The organism is Paracoccus sp. (in: a-proteobacteria) (genome assembly GCF_035556475.1).
In the GTDB taxonomy this organism is placed as follows: Bacteria; Pseudomonadota; Alphaproteobacteria; order Rhodobacterales; family Rhodobacteraceae; genus Paracoccus.
In genome coordinates this window covers 1-17238 of the sequence record NZ_DATMFA010000072.1, presented here as the reverse complement: position 1 = coordinate 17238, position 17238 = coordinate 1, and the positions used below count along the sequence as shown (strand labels likewise).

Here is a 17238-nt window from a genome sequence, read left to right as displayed (position 1 = left end):
GCTATCAGACCCAGATGCTTGCAGGCGTAGCGGGCCTCGGACTGGTGCGGATCGTTGCAGACGAAGTCGAAATAGGCCCGGGCGGCGGCGCAGGCTAGTTCCCCTCGAACGTCCGGTCGTCCGCCAGGTCGAAACGGATGACCGTATCGACCGCGCCTTCGCGATAGCTCGCGTGCTTCTTGTCCACGGGCTGCTTGACGGTCAGGAACAGCACGTCGCCCTCGGGGCTGATCTCGAGGCTGTTCGGGTGCACCGGCAGGTCGATGCGGACGCGCACCTCCAGCGTGCTGGCGTCAAGGACGGTCAGGCCGCCGGTGCCTTCCTGCTCGCCATGCCCGGCGCCGCGCCATGTGACATAAACCTCGTTTCGCCGGGGATTGAAGAGCGTGTCGAGAATGCCCTTCCCCACCTCGACATTCGCGATCGTCTCGCCGGTCGCCGTGTCGAAGGCGTAAAGGCTGCCGGTGCTGGCATCGGTCGCGAAAAGCCGGCCGGCCGGATCGAGAGACAGGTTCAGGAAGAAATGCTTTGAGGCATCGGCCCCGGCCTCGGTGGTGTCTCCGGTCGAGATCGAGGCGACCCGCGCCCCGCTTGTCCCGTCGAGGACCGAGATCTCATCGACGCCGCCGCCGCTGACATAGACCCGCCCCGCCTTGGCGTCATGCGCCAGCCCGGCGGTCCACAGCCCCACATTGTCGAGGCGCTGGACAGCGTTCGCATTGCGGCTGTCGATGATCCAGACCGTGCCGCTGCGCGAGGGGCTGGAGACATAGACCTTGCCGCTGGCCTCGTCGACCTCGACCATGCGGACATGTTCGAACTTGCCCTCGGCCTCGGTCTTGCCAAGCTGGATCCGGTCCAGCAGCATGCCGCTGCGGGCGTCCAGCACGCTGACCGCGCCGCTGAGGGTATGCCCGACATAAAGCCGCCCGCTGGCGTGATCCATGGCCAGCGCGAAGGCGCGGTCCGGCAGTTCGATCCGGCGCACCATATGCAGGTCGCGGTCATCCAGCGCGTAAACCGCGCCGAGCGCGCCATCCGAGAGCGAGGGCGAGGAGGCGACGAAGACCAGCCCAAGCTCGGGCGCATGCGCGATCTCGTAGACGCCGGGGATCAGATCCTGACGGATGATCTGTTGGGCGAAGGCGCTGGCCGGGACCAGCGGCATCTCCGCCAGCGCGGGCAGCGGCGCAAGGCAGATCAGGGCGAAGGCGCTGGCGCGAAGAAGGGTGTTTTTCATGGAAATGTCTTTCCGGGGAATGGGCTGCCCTTTCGGGAGCAGCGGCCGATCAGAAGCGGTAATCGAGGCTCAGCGTGGCATTGCGCGGCGCGCCGTAATTGCCGGTTGCATAGGTCTCGTCGATCGAGGCGAGGTATTTGCGGTCGAAGAGGTTGTCGATGTTCAGGCTGAGGCTCATGCCGTTCTGGAAGTCATAGCGCCCCATCACGCCCACGACGGCATAGGAGCCCTGCTTCGCGGTTCCGGTGACCGGCCATTCCCAGGTGTTCTCGATCGCGCTTTGCCAGCGCAGGTTCGCGCCAAGCACAAGCGGCATCGAGTCCAGCGCATAGGTGCCCGACAGCTTCACCGAATGCTTGGGGATGACGGTTGAGATCGGCTCGCCCTCGCCGTCCTTGGCGTCGGTATAGGCGTAGCTGGCGGCAAGCTGGATGTTCGGGCGCACCTCTCCCGACAGTTCCATCTCGAAGCCCTTCGCCCGCGTCCCGTCGATGGACTTGTAGGGGTTCGATCCGTCGGGCAGCTGATAGGTCACGCTGCGGTCGCGGACCGGCAGGTTGTCCTGCTCCACCAGATAGACCGCCGCCGCGAAGTTCAGCCGGTCATCGGCAAAGCTCGCCTTCGTCCCCAGCTCATAGTTCGAGCCGGTGGTCGGGTCGACGATGCGGTTATCCTTGTCGCGATAGCTGGCCTGCTTGAAGACGCGGGTATAGCTTGCGTAGACCGACCAGTCGTCGTTCAGGTCATAGGTCAGACCGGCATAGGGGATCCATTCGCCGTTGCGGCTGACCTGCTGATGCGTGGTCGCGCCGGTGTCGCGGTTCTCGGTCGTATAGTCATAGTCATACCAGACCACCCGCGCGCCGCCGATGAAGTTCAGCCGGTCGGTCAGGCTGAAACGCCCCGAGCCATAGGCCGCGATCTGGTCGATCTGGGTATTGCTGACGAAGCTGATATAGTCGCCCTGCTGGATCAGGTCCGGCACATAGCCGTCCCAGTCGAAGATCGAGCCGGTGATCGGCCGGTATTCGATATCGCTGCCGTCATAGGCGGAATAGGACTTGTGGTTGTCCTCGCCCCAGCTTCCGGTGATCCCGAAGCGCAGGTCGTGGCTGCGTCCAGCCAGCTCGACCGGGCCGGAGAGGGTGAGCGAGATCGCCGTCTGCTCGGTATCGGTATCGACATAGCCGCCGACGGTCTGGACCCCGTAGCCCTCGGGATCGGGCGAACCCCACGAGGCCGAGGCGAGATAGCCCTTGCGCTCGGCCCGGTAGAAGGACAGATCGCCCACCGCGGTCCAGCCGGTGCCGAACTCATGCTGATAGCGCAGGAAGGCGGTCTCGGCGGTCTGGGTCAACGGCAGGTCGCCGCCGCCGGCATTGGTGCTGACGTCATAGTCGAGCTGCGAGCCGTCATTGGCGATCAGCGGCAGCCCGCCGAACTGGTGGTTGCGGGTGCGGTTGCGCTGGTAGTCATAGCCCAGCGTGACGGTTCCGGCATCCCCCACATCGGCCTCGACCACGCCGTAAAGCACGGTCTTTCGGCGCTCATAGCGGTCGAGCCAGGAATCCCCCTCCTCCTGCGCGGCGACAAAGCGGCCGCGGACCGAGCCGTCCTCGTTCAGCGGGCCGCTGATGTCCAGATCGGTGCGCAGCGTGTTCCAGCTGCCGGCCGAGAAGCGCAGATGCGTCTGCGGCGTGGCGGTCGGGGTCTTGCGCACCATGTTGACGACGACCGAAGGCTCGCCTGCGCCGACCATCAGGCCGGTCGCGCCGCGCAGCACCTCGACCCGGTCATAGATCGCGGTGTCCGAGATGCTCGGCCCCGAGCCATACTGGATGCGATACCAGACCGGCAACCCGTCGACCATGAAGGTCGGGCTGGAGAAGCCGCGCGCATAGACGCTGCGCCGCTCGGTATCCATAGGCATGACGGTCACGCCGGTCGTGTCCTCCAGCACCTCCCCGACGCTCCGCATATTGCGGTCGTCCATCTTCTGCCGGGTCGTCACGCTGATCGATTGCGGCGTTTCCCGCATCGTCAGCGGCAGGCCGGTCGCCACCGTGGTCAGGCCGGTGGTATAGGAGCCGGTGCCCTCGGTCACCGCGCCGCCCGCGTCCAGCCGCAACTCGTTCAGGACCACGGCGCCGGTTTCGGTCTCGACGGCTTCGGCCTCGGGCAGAACCAGCGAGACCGATCGCGGCGAGTTGATGCGGTAGCCGAGGCCCGAGCCTTCAAGCAGGCGCGACAATGCGGCGCTGGTCGTCATCTGGCCCGAGACGCCCGGGCTGCGCCGGCCCTGCACCATGGCGCTGTCGTAAAGCACCTCGATCCCGGCCTCGCGCGCGAAACGCAGTAGCGCCCCGTTCAGGCCTTGCGCCGGGATGTCGAAGGCGCGGACCTGCTCGGTCGTCTGCGCCATGGCGGTGGGCGCCTGCACAAGACCGATGCCCGCTCCGCCGAACGCGGCGATCAGGGCCAGTTGGCTGATGCGAATGTTCATCTTTCCCTCTTCCAATTTTCAGCCCTCTGCGGGGCGGGTTCAGAGAAAGGACGAATCCGGCGCGAAATCCGGTAATGCCGCCGGGCATTTTTTTCGGAACAGGCGATATTTTCAGTAAAGGACCGTGACCAGCGGCAGCGACAGGCGGCGCAGGCCCAGTTCGGCCGCCAGCCGCGCCTCGACCCCGGCGATGTCCTGCGTGTGAAAGACCCCGCTGACGCGGCGGTCGGCAAGGGCCTGACCGCGCAGGACGATGCGGCCGTGGCGATAGCGGTTCAGCTCCTCGACCACCTCGGCAAGGGGGCGGTTGTCAAAGACCAGATCACCTCTGCGCCATGCGGTGGCGAAATCGACATTGCGCGCCTCGGGGATCGGGGTCGCGCCGTCCGTCGTCCGCAGGCCCGTGCCCTCGGCCACCACGACCGGCGCGGCCTGCCCCGCCATATCCTCGACCCGGACGCTGTGGCGGGCCACGATGATCTCGGTCCCGCCCGGTTGCAGATCGACCGAGAATTCGGTCCCGAGCGCCGTGGTCTGCGTCTCCCCGGCCTCGACCACGAAGGCGCGCCCGCCCGATGTCGCAGCCGGCTCGGGGACGAAATAGGCCTTGCCCCTCAGCAAACGCACAAGCCGGCTTTCGGAATCGTAATCGACCGCCAGCGCCGCGCCCGAGGCAAGGGTGATCCGGCTGCCATCCCCAAGCGTGACCGAAAGGTTCTCTCCCAAAGGCGCGACATGGTCGGCCTGAAGCCGGATGCGCAGATCGTCATGCGCGAGGTAAAGCGGCAGCCCCGCCAGCAGCAGCGCGACCAGCGGCAGGACCAAGCCGCGACGCGACCTGCCGCGAACTTCGCGGATCAGGCCGAGTTCCTGCCATGTCCGTTCGGCATGGGCGAAAGCCGCGGCATGGGCAGGATCGCGGCCGATCCAGTCGCGGAACTCTGCCCGCGCGGCCTCGGGCGCATCATCAGCCAGCCGGATCACCCATTCGGCGGCCTCGGCCTCGACCTCATCCGCCCTGCCCGCCTGCGCCATCAATTGCCGCCCTCATATGCCCGCAGGCACCGCGTCACCTCGAGGAGCGCGCGCGCCAGATGCTTCTGGACCGAGCTTTCCGACAATTCCATTCGCCGCGCCACCTCGCGATATTTCAACCCCTCGACGCGGTGGAGGACGAAGATCCGCCGCGTCGTCTCGGGCAGGTCGGCCAGCGCGCGCAGAAACACCCGGAGCCGCTCGCGGTCGATCAGGATGTTTTCCTGCGTCGGGCGGGGATCGGCAATCGCCTGAAGCACCTGATCTCCGGGCATGTCGGTGCCGCGCCGCCGGATCAGCCGAAGATGGTCGATCGCGATGTTGCGGGCAATGCGACAGAGGAAGGCGCGCCCGTTCTCGGGCCTTCCGCCGTCGAGCGCGCCGCAAAGCCTGAGGAACGTCTCCTGCGTCAGGTCATCGGCAAGGTCGGGGTCGCGCAACATGCGGATCAGGTAGGAGCTGACATCCGCGCGATGATTATGAAAAAGCCTGCCAACCTCATGCCCAGCCGCCATGTCCCGCCCGTTTCGCTGCAACCCGCCAAAAATCGGCTGGCGTCGCGGATGCACGACCGGGCTGACCGAGAATGTCCCCGATCTACCGAAGACGCGCGGAATTTCAAGGCAAACCTGGCAAGCGACCGGGTTTTGGCACATGTCCGCAAGGCGGACAGCTGCGCAGAGATCGCGGTATCTTGTTTGCCTGTCGCAAAGCCGGTAACACGCTCTCGTCGGTTTCCGAGAGGAATTGAAAGGGAATCCGTCGGGGCAGCGATGCCTCGAACCGGAACTGCCCCCGCAACTGTAGGCGGCGAGCAGGATGCGATGAAGCCACTGTGGCCCCCGGGCCATGGGAAGGCCGCATCCCGCGATGACCCGCCAGTCAGGAGACCTGCCGACGGATGAAACCCATACGATCCGGGCGGGGTGTCCGGGGAGGTGCCAGATGTTCCCTGCCTGTCCATCCGTCAGGCCAATCCTGCCGCGCCACGTCCCTTGTCGGGGCGGCATCTTCTTATGGCCATTTCCCGTCCCCTCCGCTCGCGTCCAGACCGGAGAACCGAGATGTTCATGAAATCCACCCTGACCGGCCTCTTGCTGACCGGTGCCAGCATGTTGCCCGCCGCGGCCGAAACGGCATGGCCGCTGACGCTGTCGAATTGCGGCGTCGATCTCAGCTTCGACAAGGCACCGGAAAGCGCCGTCACCGTCGGCCAGGCCACGACCGAGCTTCTCTATGCGCTGGGTCTGGCCGACAAGGTGACGGGCACCTCGGTCTGGTTCACCGAAGTCCTGCCCGAGTTCAGGGAGATGAATGCCGGGATCGAGCGGCTGGCCGATAATGACCCGAGCTTCGAGAGCGTCGTCGCCAAACGTCCGGGCCTCGTGACCGTGCAATATGAATGGCATGTCGGCCCGCAGGGCATCGTCGCCACGCGCGAGCAGTTCGCGGACCTCGACATCCCGACCTATGTGCTGCCTTCGGATTGCACCGGCAAGGACAACACCAAAGGCTCCGACGGCACCCGCTCGGACATCTATGCGATGGAGAGCATCTATCAGGGGATCGACGAGCTGGGCCGGATCTTCGATGTCGCGGACAGGGGCGAGGCGCTGGTCGCCGGGCTGAAGGCCCGCGAGGCCGCCGCGATCGGCAAGGCCCGGGCGCTGGACCTGAAGGACGCGACGGTCGTGTTCTGGTTCTCCTCGGCCGAGATGGACATCGACCCCTATGTCGCCGGCCGCAAGGGACCGCCCGCCTATATGATGGACGCGCTGAGGCTGAGGAACATCATCGAAAGCGACGAGGAATGGCCGGTCGTCAGCTGGGAAACCATCGCCCGCGCCAATCCTTCGGTCATCGCCCTCGCGAAGATGGACCGTCGCCGCTTCGAGGCCGACGATTACGAGAAGAAGATCGCCTTCCTCAAATCCGATCCGGTCACGAGCCAGATGGAGGCAGTCAGGAACGACCGTTTCATCGTCCTCGACGCACATGCGATGGACCCCTCGATCCGCAATATCGACGCGCTGGAGACGCTGGCCGAGGCGCTGCCGAAGCTCGGCGTGAAATGACCGAGGCAGCCATCCCCGGCACCACCGGCTGGCGCGCGCGGCTGGTCCTGCGCCTCGGGCTGGGGGTGGCTGTGCTGGCCTTCGCGGTGCTGGCCGGCGTCACTCTGGGCGAGACGCCGCTGCCAGTCGCGCAGGTCGGCCATGTGCTAGCCCACAAGATCGGGGGCGCGGCGCTGAACGCCGATCCGATCGACGCGGGCATCATCTGGAACTACCGCCTGCCGCGCACGCTGGTCGCGGCGGCCACAGGCGCGGGGCTGGCGCTGTCCGGGCTGGTGCTGCAGACATTGGTGCGGAACGCCTTGGCCGACCCCTATCTGCTCGGGGTTTCGGCCGGGGCCTCGACCGGGGCGGTCGCGGTCACGATCATGGGCGTCGGCGCGGGGGCCATCGGCATCTCGGCCGGGGCCTTCGCGGGCGCGGCGGTGGCATTCGGGATCGTGGCGGCCCTGGCGCGCGCGGCGGGCGGAGGCTCGGCGCAGCTCGTCCTTGCCGGGATCGCGGGTTCGCAGTTGTTCAACGCGCTCACCAGCTTCTTCATCGCCCGATCCGCCAATGCCGAACAGGCGCGCGGGATCATGTTCTGGCTGCTCGGCAATCTCTCGGGCGTGCGCTGGCCGGATGTGGGGCTTGCCGTCCCGGTCGTGGTGGCGGGGCTTCTGGCCTGCATCCTCCATATCCGCGCCCTCGATGCCTTCAGCTTCGGGGCCAGCGCCGCGGCCTCGCTGGGGATCGCGGTGCGCCGGGTGATGGTGGTCCTGCTGGGCGCGGTCACGCTGATGACCGCGGTGATGGTCAGCCTTGTCGGCGCCATCGGCTTTGTCGGGCTGGTCGTGCCCCATGCCATGCGCTTTCTGGTGGGCGCGCGGCATGGCGCGCTGGTCCCGGCCTCGGCGCTGGCGGGCGCGGTCTTCATGATCGCGGCGGATGTGGTCTCACGCGTGCTGATCCCCGGTCAGGTGGTGCCGATCGGCGTCGTCACCGCGCTGGTCGGCGCGCCCGCCTTCGCGCTGATCCTGATCCGAAACCGGGCCCGCGCATGAGGATCACCGCCACCAGTCTCTCGCTGCGGGCGCAGGGCCGCGCCATTGTCGCGGGCGTCGATCTGGAGATCGCCCCGGGCGAGACCTTCGGCCTGATCGGGCCGAACGGCTCGGGCAAATCGACGCTGCTGCGGCTGCTTGCGGGGCTGGAGCGGCGCGCCGGGGGCGAGGTCGCGCTGGATGGCCAAGGCCTCCGCCACCTGCCCCGGCGCGAGATCGCCCGCCGCCTTGCCTTGGTCGAGCAGCAGGCCGAAACCGCCGAGGCCCTGACCGCGCGGCAGGTGGTCGAACTTGGCCGCACGCCTTGGTTGACCGCGCTCTCGCCCTTTGGCCCCTCGGACGCCGCCATCGTTGCGGATGCGCTTCGCGCCGTCGGGATGGAGGCGATGGCCGCGCGGCAATGGGCCACTCTCTCGGGGGGCGAGCGGCAAAGGCTGCAAATCGCCCGCGCGCTTGCCCAGCGGCCGCGCGTCCTGCTGTTGGACGAGCCGACGAACCATCTGGACATCCATCACCAGCTTGCGCTGCTTCGTCTGGTCGGGGCGCTGCCGCTGACCGTGGTGATCGCGCTTCACGACCTCAATCAGGCCATGGGCTGCGACCGGCTGGGCGTCATGTCCGGTGGCCGCATGGTCGCCTGCGGCCCGCCGGCCGAGATCCTGACCGGGGAATTGCTGCGCGGGGTCTTTCGCGTCGGCGCCACCCCCCTCATCGACCCGCAGGACGGCGGCCGCCTCCTGCGCTTTCGTGCTCTGGAGAATACCCGATGAAATTTCTGGTTTTGCCACTGATGCTGCTGGCCGGCCCCACCCTGGCCGAGATCCATGAGGTGCGGATGCTGAACCGCGGCGAGAGCGGGCCGATGGTCTATGAGCCGGCCTATCTGAACATCGCGCCCGGCGACACCGTCCGCTTCCTGCCGACCCAGCCCGGCCATAACGCCGCGACGATCGAGGGCATGGTCCCCACCGGGGCCGCGCCCTTCCGCTCGAAGATCAATGATATGTTCGAGGTCACGCTGACCGCGCCCGGCGCCTATGGCATCAAATGCTCGCCGCATTACGCGATGGGCATGGTCATGCCGATCGAGGTCGGCGACAAGACTGGGGTGGTGCTGCCCGAGGGCCTGCCCAAGCGAGCCGTCGAACGATTAGGCAGGATCGTTGCCGAACGCGAAGAACCGGAGGAATAATTATGAAAGGACGCCTCCACGAACGGCGGCTTCGGGGAATGCCTATGATCCGGCCATCTCTACGAGTTTCGCAACCGTGTTGATATTGCGCGTCGTGCCTCCAGGCATTGCCGACAGCGCCGGCAACCGCAGTTTCGTTCGCCCCATTCCCGACGGATAGTGGATGAAGACTTCCCGCTGGCCGAGTGCGATCTCTTCCTCGACCTGGCCCTTGGCAGTCCTGACGGTGTCAGCTGGCGGCGATGCGTCGAGGAACAGAACGCCTACCTTGCTCGGCTCCGCACCCCGAAACGGGTTGGCCTCAAGAACGTTCCGCATCTCCTTTGCAGTGCGCAAAAGGACGCCGACCGGCTTGCCCGCATAGTCCTCGAGCCGCTTTTCGAGCGCCTGCCTTACGACAGGCAATTCGTCGGATGACGAGAACACCAGATTCCCAGACTGAATATAGGTGCGAACGTCGGTGAAGCCTGCTGCTTCAGCCATGGAGCGCAGCTCGGCCATCGGCAGTTTGCCGGTTCCCCCAACATTGACCGCGCGCAGAAGGGCTATGAACGTTTGCATGTGAATATCATACTCGCTTTGACCGCCCACCGAAGCCACCACTCGCGAAAAGTGTGTCACGGTGCTTTTCCTGTAGCGACTGGAGGACTGGGCCCGCGCTGTCCCGCTGGGGCCGTTCATCTGGGTATCCCGAGATTAACTCAATCTGTGTCGAAACAACCAGGCCGCCAGCGGCAGGGTCACCGCCGCCACGACAAGCAGCGGCAGGAAGCTCGGAGCGACATCGGCGAATGTCGCGCCTTCCAGATAGACCCGGCGCACGATGTCGATGCCGAAGCGCAGCGGGTTCACATAGGTGGCAAGCTGCAGGACATGCGGCATGTTCCTGATCGGGGTCAGCAGGCCCGATAACAACATCAGCGGCATGACCAGCATGAAGGTGTAAAGCATGGCCTGCTGCATGGTCAGCGACACGGCGGAAATCGAAAGCCCGATGCCGACCGCCGCGGTGGTAAAGACCAGAAGGCCGACGTAAAGTAGCCAGACCGAACCCGCCATCGGGATCTGGAACCAGAGAAGGATGATCAGGAAGATGATCGTCGACTGCACCAGCCCGACGAAAATCGCGGGCAGGGCCTTGCCGATCAGGATCTGCGAAGGGGTCAGCGGCGTGACCAGCAACTGGTCGAACGTCCCCTGCTCGCGCTCGCGCGCGACCGAGAGCGCCGCGATCATCAGCGTCTGCAACATGCTGAGCGAGGCGATCATCGCCGGCATCAGGTTCCAGCGCGACTCGAAATTCGGGTTGAACCAGGCGCGACGGGTGATGGTGACGGGCGAAGCCGCCCCTAAGGACTGGTTGTAGGCGGCAACGATCGCGGCGACCTGCCCCGCCGCCGCGCCCGAGGTCGCCGAGTTGCGCCCGTCAAGGATCACCTGCATCGCGGCTTCGGTCCCGACCGAAAGGCGGCTCTCGAAATCGGTGGGGAAGGTCACGACCAGCAGCGCCTTGCCGCTGTCGATCTGCTGCGGGATCTGGGCCGGACTCTCCAGCGTTGCGACTCGCTCGAAGACGCCGGTGCCCTCGATCCGGGCAGTGATCTCGGTCGAGGCGGCGCCCCGGCTCAGGTCCAGCACGGCGAAGGGGGCATGGGTCAGGTCATAGGTCGCGCCATAGCCGAAGAGCAGCGCCTGCATCAGCGCGGGCGCAAAAAGCAGGGCGCGACTGGACGGGTCTTTCAGAAGCGCCAGAAGCTCCTTGCGGATCAGGGCGAGGGTCTGGGCGACGTAAAGCATCACGGCCTGCATGGTCTCAGTCCAGTTTCTTGGCGAGCGTGCGCGTGGCGATCCCGATCAACACCAGCGCATAGGCCGCCAGCGTCAGGTTGGCGCGCAGGATCTGGGGCCAGTAATCCCCCGCCATGAACAGGGTCTTGATCAGCCCCATGAAATGCGTGGCAGGCAATACATTGCTGACGACCTGAATGACGACCGGCACGTTTCGCAGATCGAAAACGAAACCCGAGAGCATCAGCGCGGGCATGAAGCTTGCCAGAAGCGCCAGCTGGCTGGCGGCGAACTGGTTCCTCGTCACCCCCGAGATCACCAGCCCCAGGGCCAGCGAGACCAGCAGGTAAAGCAGCGAGGACAGGATGATGATCCAAAGCGAGCCGCGCATCGGCACGCCAAAGACGAATTTCGCGGCGATCAGGCACATGGCGAGGTCGATGACCCCGATCACGAGATAGGGGACGAGTTTCGAGAGCACCATCTCGATCGGCCGCGCCGGGGTGACGAAAAGGGATTCCAGCGTCCCCCGCTCCCATTCGCGGGCGATCAGCAGCGAGGTCAGGAAGGCCCCGATCAGCGTCATCACCAGCACGATCAGGCCAGGGACGAGGAACCATGTGCTGTCATTCGCCTCGTTGAACCATGTCCGCTGGACCAGCGTGACGCTGGCCGATGCGGCGGCCGGACCGCCCTGCTGGTCGGCAATATGGGCAAGCGCGGTCTGGATCGCGCCGGTGGCATAGCTCTCGATGGCTTGGGCGGTATTCGCATCTACCCCGTTCAGGATCAGTTGCAGGTTTCCCTGACCATGCAGCAGGTCGCGGGTGAATTCGGCAGGCACGCGCAGAATGGCATCGGCCCGCCCGGCGCGGATCAGGGCCTCGGCCTCGGGCATGGAATGGGTCCAGATCGGGCTGAGGTAATCCGATCCTGCAAGCCCCGCCACGGCGTTCAGGGTGGCGGCGGAATTGTCCTCCATCACCACTGCGACGCGGGCATCGGTCACGTCGAAGGACAGGCCATAGCCGAAAAGCAGGATCAGCACGACCGGCAGCGCGAAGCCCACGATCAGGTTGCTGCGGTCGCGCAGCATCTGCCGGACCTCCTTGCGGGTCAGGGCAAGCAGGCGGGTTCCCGCGCCGCTCATGCCGCTTGCCTGTCACGCCGCGCCCGCGCGTCCTCGACGATCGCGATGAAGGCGCTGTTCATGTCCGTGGCCCCGGCCTTGCCGGCCAGTTCGCGGACCTGATGCGGGGTGCCGATGGCCAGCATCTCGCCCGCATCCTGAATGGCGATGCGGTCGCAATATTCGGCCTCTTCCATGAAATGCGTGGTGATGATGATGGTCGTGCCGCCCTTGGCAAGCGCGGTGATCCGCCGCCAGAAGGCGCGGCGGGCAAGCGGGTCGATGCCGCTGGTCGGCTCGTCCAGAAACAGAATCTCGGGGCGGTGCAGCAATCCCGTCGCCATGGCGAGCCGCTGCTTGTAGCCCGCGGGCAGAAGCCCGCTTTGCGCCGCCGGGTCAAGGTCGAACTGTTCCAAAGCATCGGCGATACGCTCACGCAGGAGCCTGCCGCCCAGCCCGTAGGCCCCGCCAAAGAATGCGAGGTTCTGCCGCACCGAGAGATTGCCGTAAAGCGCGAATTTCTGCGAGACATAGCCGATCCGCGCCCGAGCCTGCGCGCGCGCGACGCGCAGGTTGCGGCCCGCGACCTCAAGCTGACCGCTTGTCGCGGGCAGAAGCCCGCAGAGCATGCGAAAGGTGGTCGTCTTGCCTGCCCCGTTCGGACCGAGAAGCCCGAAGATCTCGCCTCGTCCGACCTCGAAGGAGGTGCTGGCGACGGCGGTGAAATCACCGAACTTGCGCACCAGATCGCGGACAAGAATGACCGGCTTGCCGTTGGCCGAGGGATGATCCGGCTCGGCTTCCGCCGTGACGGGCGTTGTTTCGTGATCCTGCTCGCGCAGCAGGATCATGAAGCTGTCCTCCAACTCCTCGGGGCGGGCCGTGCTTGGCGCATTTTCCAGCAGCTCGGCCAGCCGGGACGGATCGGCATCGGGTCTGCGGATGAAGCGGACATTACCGCCCTGCGGAACCGCGTCGATGATGACATCGGGCGCGTCGATCAGCCGGGCCTGCAACTCGCGCGCGGGCTGGCCCACCGGCGGGGTCGCTACGAAGGTCAGGCCCCGCGCCCGTTCCAGCAGCGTGGCGGGCGTGCCCTCGGCCAGCATCCGGCCCTCATGCATGACATGGACCCGCGCGCAACGCTCGGCCTCGTCCATATAGGAGGTGCTGACGATCACGCTCAGCCCCTCCTCCTCGACCAGCGCCTGCACGATCTTCCACAGATCGCGGCGCGACAGCGGATCGACGCCGACGCTCGGCTCGTCGAGCAGCAGCAGATCGGGCGAGCGCACCAGCGTGCAGGCCAGCCCCAGCTTTTGTTTCATCCCGCCCGAGAGCTTGCCCGCAGGACGTTCGGTAAATCGCGACAGATCGGTCATTGCCAGCATCCGCGTGAAGCGTTCCTTGCGCTGATCCTGCGGCACGCCATGCAGATCCGCGTAAAGATCAAGGTTTTCCTGCACGCTCAGATCTTCATAAAGACCAAAGCGTTGCGGCATATAGCTGATCCGGTCCTGCACCTGCTGCGGGGCCTGCGCGACATTGATACCAAGAACCTGCAACCTGCCCTGATCCGGCCGCAACAGGCCCGCAAACATGCGCATCAGGGTGGTCTTGCCCGCGCCATCCGGCCCCACCAGCGCCGTCAGTTCGCCCGGCCTCACGGTCAGGGACAGGTTGTCGATCGCGGTGACATCGCCCCGGTCGGGATCGGGAAAGACCTTGCACAGCCCCTCGGCCTCGACGGTCGGGGTGGTCACCTTGCCGCCTCTTCGGCCAGAGTGACCGTCACCGGCTGGCCAAGGCGCAGCCTGTTCTCCTCGTCCGCGACGGTGACATGGACCTCATAGACGAGGCTGGTTCGCAGCTCCTCGGTCTGCACGGCCTTGGGGGTGAATTCGGCGACCGACGAGATATAGCCGACCTGTCCCGCGACCGGCTGGCCCGGAAAACTGTCGGTCTGGACCTGCGCGGCCATCCCCGGGCGGATGCGGCCCAGATCCCCCTCGCGGACATAGACGCGGATCCATTTCGGGTCAGTCAGCGCCAGCGCATAGACCGGCGATTGCGCCGTCGCCATGTCGCCCGGTTCGCGCAGGCGCGAGCGGATGACGGCATTTGCCGGCGCGCGCAATTCGCCAAGGCTGATCTCGTGCCGCAAGAGTTCCAGCTGCGCCTCGGCCGATTGCAGCTGCGCCTGAGCCGAGGCAATGGCCTCGGGTCGCGCCCCGGCAAGGATCAGGTCCAGCGCCGCGACATCCTGATCGACCTGGGCGTTCGCGGCCTTGGCTTCGGCTTCCGCGCGGTCCAGATCCTGCTGGCTCGCCGTGCGCGACGTCACCAGCCGCGCCGCGCGATCACGTTGCAGGGTGGCAAGTTCCGCCGTCGCTTTCGTCGAGGCGACCTTGGCCCGCGCCTGGGCGATCTCCTCGGGGCGCGATCCGGCCTGCAGTTCCAGAAGCGCCTGCCGCTGGGCCTCGACGACCGCTTCCTGCGCCTTGGCCTGCAGTTCGAGAGAGCGCGTATCGAGGCGGCCGATCACATCACCGGCCTTGACCGGATCGCCCTCCTCGACCGCCAGTTCGGTGATTCTGCCGCTGCCATCGAAGGCCAGCGCGACCTGCCGGATATCGACATTGCCGTAAAGCGCAAGGTCGCCGGACGCATCCGCCCCGCGGCTTTGCCACCAGAACAAGGCGCCAGCAGCGAGGGCAACGCCAAGGATGATCGGCAAAATCTTCTGCATGAGCGTGATCCTGCGAACCAGGGCTACAGGAAGATGCTTAGTCTAAATTGCTTTTAATGTAAATCCAGATTAAAGTTTGCCTCGCCTTGCGTCACGCGGACCTGCCCTGAAAGCTTCGCACCGCATGAAAATTCTTTTTCCAATCAGGACCCGGCCAAGATGACCAAGACCCAAACCACGAGACGTCGCGCCGGGCGCAGCGATGGCGAGGCGACGCGCGCGCGCATCCTGGCCGTCGCGGGCGAGCGTTTCGCGGCCTCAGGTTTTGCCGATACGACGAACAAGGACATCGCAGCCGAGGCCGAGGTCGATCTCGCCTCGATCAACTACCATTTCCGCGATCGTGCCGGGCTCTATCAGGCGGTCCTGATCGAGGCGCATCGCCGGATTGCCGATCTGCAGGATATCGAACAGATCGCCGCAGGCGACGCGCCCGCCGAGGAAAAGCTGAAGGAATTGATCCGCTTTCTTCTGGGTGGGCGCGCCAACCCGGCGGAATGGCCGATGATCGTGCTGGGGCGCGAGATCGTCGCGCCAAGCCCACATCTTCAGGTTCTGCAATCCCGGGAGGTGCTGCCCAAGCTGCAGGCAATTCTGCCGATCCTCGCCGAGATCACCAGGATCCCGCAGCAGAACCCAGATTTGCTGCGCTGTCTGCCCTGCATCGCCGCCCCCTGCGTGGCCTTCATGCTGCTGGGACGGAGCGGGACGCCGATCGCGGATCAGATGCGCGCCACCTCGCAGGATGAACTGGTCGAGCATCTGTTTCGCTATGCGATGGGCGGGTTGGCCGCGATCCGGGCCGGCTTTCACGCCCGGAGTTGATGGCGATGGCCAGCACGGCAAAGGCGGCGCGGAGCGTGGCGATACCTCCCTGAATTGCGCGGCCGGGTGATATTGAAGCACCAGTGCCGGTGTCGGTCCAATCGGTTTCACCGCCAAGGCGGACGCACCCGCTGCCCGTCCAGCTTTGTAAGGATTTGTTGCCCATCCCGGTCCGGCAACAAATCCTTACAAATTCGCCCGGCAGTGAAACACTTCGTCACGCCCCGGACCTAGGCAGGAAACGGCTTCCCCTTATCTCAAGGCGCGAAATGGCGCGGCGACCCCATGCCGGCCGCCAAGGACGAAGGAAGGGACCGATGCCGAGAACCGCGACCATTCTGCTGGTCGTTCTGGCCCTGCTGCTGGGGGCCTTCGCGCTGCGCGGCGCCGGGCTTCTGCCCGGCCATGCCGCGACGCCAGGCTATCAGACCGCCTCCGTCACCCGCGGTGATGTCGAGGTCACGGTGATGGCCGAGGGGCAGTTGAAGCCCCAGCAGCTTGTCGCGGTGGGCGCGCAGGTCTCGGGGCGGATCACCTCGCTTGCGGTCACGCTGGGCCAGCAGGTGAAGCAGGGCGACCTGATCGCCGAGATCGACTCGGTCACGCAGGAAAACGCCCTGCGCACGGCCAAGGCGACGCTGGCCAACTATCAGGCCCAGAAGGCCGAGCGGCAGGCGGTGCTGGAACTGGCGCAAAAGACCCTCGCCCGGCAGGAAAAGCTTTTGAAGACCAATGCCGCCGCCCGGACCGATTATGACACGGCCGAGCAGGACGTGGCCGTCGCCGTGGCCCAGATCGCCGCGCTCGACGCGCAGATCGCCAGCGCCGAGGTCGCGATCGAAACGGCCGAGGCCAATCTGGACTATACCCGGATCACCGCGCCCAGCGACGGCACCGTGCTGGCCATCGTCAATCAGGCCGGGCAGACGGTGAACGCGGTGCAATCCTCGCCCACCATCGTCGTCCTTGGCCAGCTTGACCGGATGAGCGTCCATGCCCAGATCTCCGAGGCCGATATTGCCCGCGTCGCGCCGGGCCAGAAGGTGCGCTTCAGCCTGCTGGGCGACAGCGCGAGGAGCTACGCATCCACGCTGGAGGAGATCGCCCCGGCCCCCGAAAGCATCGTCAACGACAGCGCCATCGACGCCGACAGCACCTCTGACAGCAGCAGCGAGGCGGTCTATTACATCGGCCTGATCCCGGTCGACAATGCCGATGGCAGGCTGCGCACCTATATGACCGCGCAGGTCAGCATCATTCTGGGCGAGGCGCGAGACGCGCTGACCATCCCCTCGGCCGCGCTGGGAACCGCCGGTGCCGAAGGGCTTTACCCGGTCCGCGTGCTGACCTCCGCCGGGCAGGTCGAGACCCGCAATGTCAGCATCGGGCTGAACGACAAGGTCATGGCCGAGGTGGTGGGCGGCCTTTCCGAAGGCGACCGGGTCATCACCGGCGAGGCGAGCGCGACCGCGCAGACCGCTGCCAGCTCCGGCCCGTCGATGATGGGCCCGCCCCCGATGGGAGGCTAGGGTCCAGACTCATTGAGTTTCGGAGCCAGAACAAGACGGTTGCGGCTAGCAAGATCGCAGAGAAGAAGGTTTCCGGGCACCGGTCGTATCGGGTCGCGACGCGCCGCCAATCCTTCAGGCGGCCGAACAT

General features: G+C 66.1%; 15 protein-coding genes, 1 pseudogene and 1 riboswitch. Of the genes and pseudogenes, 6 read left to right on the top strand and 10 right to left on the bottom strand.

The features are described 5' to 3' along the window. Nucleotides 1-94: 94 nt before the first annotated feature. The 4 genes from VNQ78_RS09095 to VNQ78_RS09080 all read right to left on the bottom strand — a co-directional run bounded on the left by VNQ78_RS09095 (nucleotide 95) and on the right by VNQ78_RS09080 (nucleotide 5293). Nucleotides 95-1240 (bottom strand): YncE family protein, encoded by a 1146-nt coding sequence (locus tag VNQ78_RS09095; protein ID WP_325688875.1) that lies wholly within the window; start codon nucleotides 1238-1240, stop codon nucleotides 95-97. A gap of 49 nt (nucleotides 1241-1289) precedes the next feature. Beyond that, on the bottom strand, nucleotides 1290-3743 hold the full coding sequence (locus VNQ78_RS09090; protein ID WP_325688873.1) for a TonB-dependent siderophore receptor: 2454 nt from the start codon (nucleotides 3741-3743) through the stop codon (nucleotides 1290-1292). A gap of 111 nt (nucleotides 3744-3854) precedes the next feature. Continuing rightward, nucleotides 3855-4778 (bottom strand): FecR family protein, encoded by a 924-nt coding sequence (locus VNQ78_RS09085; RefSeq protein WP_325688871.1) that lies wholly within the window; start codon nucleotides 4776-4778, stop codon nucleotides 3855-3857. Next, the gene (locus tag VNQ78_RS09080; protein ID WP_325688869.1) at nucleotides 4778-5293 is read right to left on the bottom strand and encodes an RNA polymerase sigma factor; all 516 of its coding nucleotides are present in this window, start codon (nucleotides 5291-5293) and stop codon (nucleotides 4778-4780) included. The genes VNQ78_RS09085 and VNQ78_RS09080 overlap by 1 nt, the downstream gene beginning before the upstream one ends. 199 nt (nucleotides 5294-5492) lie before the next feature. Further along, a riboswitch (cobalamin riboswitch) is annotated at nucleotides 5493-5691 on the top strand. 151 nt (nucleotides 5692-5842) lie between these two features. Between VNQ78_RS09080 and VNQ78_RS09075 the strand changes: the two genes are divergently transcribed. The 4 genes from VNQ78_RS09075 to VNQ78_RS09060 are packed head-to-tail and all read left to right on the top strand — an operon-like array spanning nucleotide 5843 to nucleotide 9088. Next, nucleotides 5843-6853 carry an ABC transporter substrate-binding protein gene (locus VNQ78_RS09075; RefSeq protein ID WP_325688867.1) on the top strand — a complete coding sequence of 337 codons (1011 nt, stop codon included), beginning with the start codon at nucleotides 5843-5845 and terminating at the stop codon, nucleotides 6851-6853. Next, nucleotides 6850-7896 carry an iron ABC transporter permease gene (locus tag VNQ78_RS09070; protein ID WP_325688865.1) on the top strand — a complete coding sequence of 349 codons (1047 nt, stop codon included), beginning with the start codon at nucleotides 6850-6852 and terminating at the stop codon, nucleotides 7894-7896. Before VNQ78_RS09075 ends, VNQ78_RS09070 begins: the two co-directional genes overlap by 4 nt. Next, nucleotides 7893-8666, top strand: a complete 774-nt coding sequence (locus VNQ78_RS09065) for an ABC transporter ATP-binding protein (RefSeq protein WP_325688863.1) — start codon at nucleotides 7893-7895, stop codon at nucleotides 8664-8666. Before VNQ78_RS09070 ends, VNQ78_RS09065 begins: the two co-directional genes overlap by 4 nt. After that, entirely contained in the window at nucleotides 8663-9088 is a 426-nt protein-coding gene (locus tag VNQ78_RS09060; RefSeq protein WP_325688861.1) for a pseudoazurin, read from the top strand. Before VNQ78_RS09065 ends, VNQ78_RS09060 begins: the two co-directional genes overlap by 4 nt. Nucleotides 9089-9130: 42 nt before the next feature. On the opposite strand, the gene VNQ78_RS09055 is transcribed toward VNQ78_RS09060, so the two are convergent. The 5 genes from VNQ78_RS09055 to VNQ78_RS09035 form a co-directional block, all read right to left on the bottom strand. Continuing rightward, nucleotides 9131-9709 carry a DUF1697 domain-containing protein gene (locus tag VNQ78_RS09055; protein ID WP_325688859.1) on the bottom strand — a complete coding sequence of 193 codons (579 nt, stop codon included), beginning with the start codon at nucleotides 9707-9709 and terminating at the stop codon, nucleotides 9131-9133. A 75-nt stretch (nucleotides 9710-9784) separates the two neighbouring features. Beyond that, nucleotides 9785-10897: an ABC transporter permease gene (locus tag VNQ78_RS09050; RefSeq protein WP_325688857.1), complete on the bottom strand. Its 1113-nt coding sequence runs from the start codon at nucleotides 10895-10897 to the stop codon at nucleotides 9785-9787. A gap of 4 nt (nucleotides 10898-10901) precedes the next feature. Continuing rightward, nucleotides 10902-12026: an ABC transporter permease gene (locus tag VNQ78_RS09045; protein ID WP_325688855.1), complete on the bottom strand. Its 1125-nt coding sequence runs from the start codon at nucleotides 12024-12026 to the stop codon at nucleotides 10902-10904. Beyond that, nucleotides 12023-13768 (bottom strand): ATP-binding cassette domain-containing protein, encoded by a 1746-nt coding sequence (locus VNQ78_RS09040; protein ID WP_325688853.1) that lies wholly within the window; start codon nucleotides 13766-13768, stop codon nucleotides 12023-12025. The genes VNQ78_RS09045 and VNQ78_RS09040 overlap by 4 nt, the downstream gene beginning before the upstream one ends. Beyond that, complete coding sequence (locus tag VNQ78_RS09035; protein WP_325688851.1) at nucleotides 13765-14754, bottom strand: HlyD family efflux transporter periplasmic adaptor subunit; 990 nt, start codon at nucleotides 14752-14754, stop codon at nucleotides 13765-13767. Before VNQ78_RS09035 ends, VNQ78_RS09040 begins: the two co-directional genes overlap by 4 nt. 159 nt (nucleotides 14755-14913) lie before the next feature. Between VNQ78_RS09035 and VNQ78_RS09030 the strand changes: the two genes are divergently transcribed. Together VNQ78_RS09030 and VNQ78_RS09025 are read left to right on the top strand one after the other, a co-directional pair. Further along, on the top strand, nucleotides 14914-15579 hold the full coding sequence (locus tag VNQ78_RS09030; protein WP_325688849.1) for a TetR/AcrR family transcriptional regulator: 666 nt from the start codon (nucleotides 14914-14916) through the stop codon (nucleotides 15577-15579). Between the two features lie 317 nt (nucleotides 15580-15896). Continuing rightward, a complete protein-coding gene (locus VNQ78_RS09025; protein WP_325688847.1) occupies nucleotides 15897-17108 on the top strand; it encodes an efflux RND transporter periplasmic adaptor subunit in 1212 nt (403 codons plus the stop codon). Between the two features lie 22 nt (nucleotides 17109-17130). On the opposite strand, the pseudogene VNQ78_RS09020 reads toward VNQ78_RS09025, so the two are convergent. After that, a pseudogene (locus VNQ78_RS09020) lies at nucleotides 17131-17238 on the bottom strand (IS5/IS1182 family transposase); the annotation flags it as partial.

Bases quoted from the DNA above. Each gene is read 5' to 3' on its own strand.
- VNQ78_RS09045 (WP_325688855.1), bottom strand. From the start codon at position 12,026: ATGAGCGGCGCGGGAACCCGCCTGCTTGCCCTGACCCGCAAGGAGGTC.
- VNQ78_RS09065 (WP_325688863.1), top strand. From the start codon at position 7,893: ATGAGGATCACCGCCACCAGTCTCTCGCTGCGGGCGCAGGGCCGCGCC.
- VNQ78_RS09080 (WP_325688869.1), bottom strand. From the start codon at position 5,293: ATGGCGGCTGGGCATGAGGTTGGCAGGCTTTTTCATAATCATCGCGCG.
- VNQ78_RS09090 (WP_325688873.1), bottom strand. From the start codon at position 3,743: ATGAACATTCGCATCAGCCAACTGGCCCTGATCGCCGCGTTCGGCGGA.
- VNQ78_RS09050 (WP_325688857.1), bottom strand. From the start codon at position 10,897: ATGCAGGCCGTGATGCTTTACGTCGCCCAGACCCTCGCCCTGATCCGC.
- VNQ78_RS09035 (WP_325688851.1), bottom strand. From the start codon at position 14,754: ATGCAGAAGATTTTGCCGATCATCCTTGGCGTTGCCCTCGCTGCTGGC.
- VNQ78_RS09030 (WP_325688849.1), top strand. From the start codon at position 14,914: ATGACCAAGACCCAAACCACGAGACGTCGCGCCGGGCGCAGCGATGGC.
- VNQ78_RS09075 (WP_325688867.1), top strand. From the start codon at position 5,843: ATGTTCATGAAATCCACCCTGACCGGCCTCTTGCTGACCGGTGCCAGC.
- VNQ78_RS09085 (WP_325688871.1), bottom strand. From the start codon at position 4,778: ATGGCGCAGGCGGGCAGGGCGGATGAGGTCGAGGCCGAGGCCGCCGAA.
- VNQ78_RS09025 (WP_325688847.1), top strand. From the start codon at position 15,897: ATGCCGAGAACCGCGACCATTCTGCTGGTCGTTCTGGCCCTGCTGCTG.
- VNQ78_RS09070 (WP_325688865.1), top strand. From the start codon at position 6,850: ATGACCGAGGCAGCCATCCCCGGCACCACCGGCTGGCGCGCGCGGCTG.
- VNQ78_RS09095 (WP_325688875.1), bottom strand. From the start codon at position 1,240: ATGAAAAACACCCTTCTTCGCGCCAGCGCCTTCGCCCTGATCTGCCTT.
- VNQ78_RS09060 (WP_325688861.1), top strand. From the start codon at position 8,663: ATGAAATTTCTGGTTTTGCCACTGATGCTGCTGGCCGGCCCCACCCTG.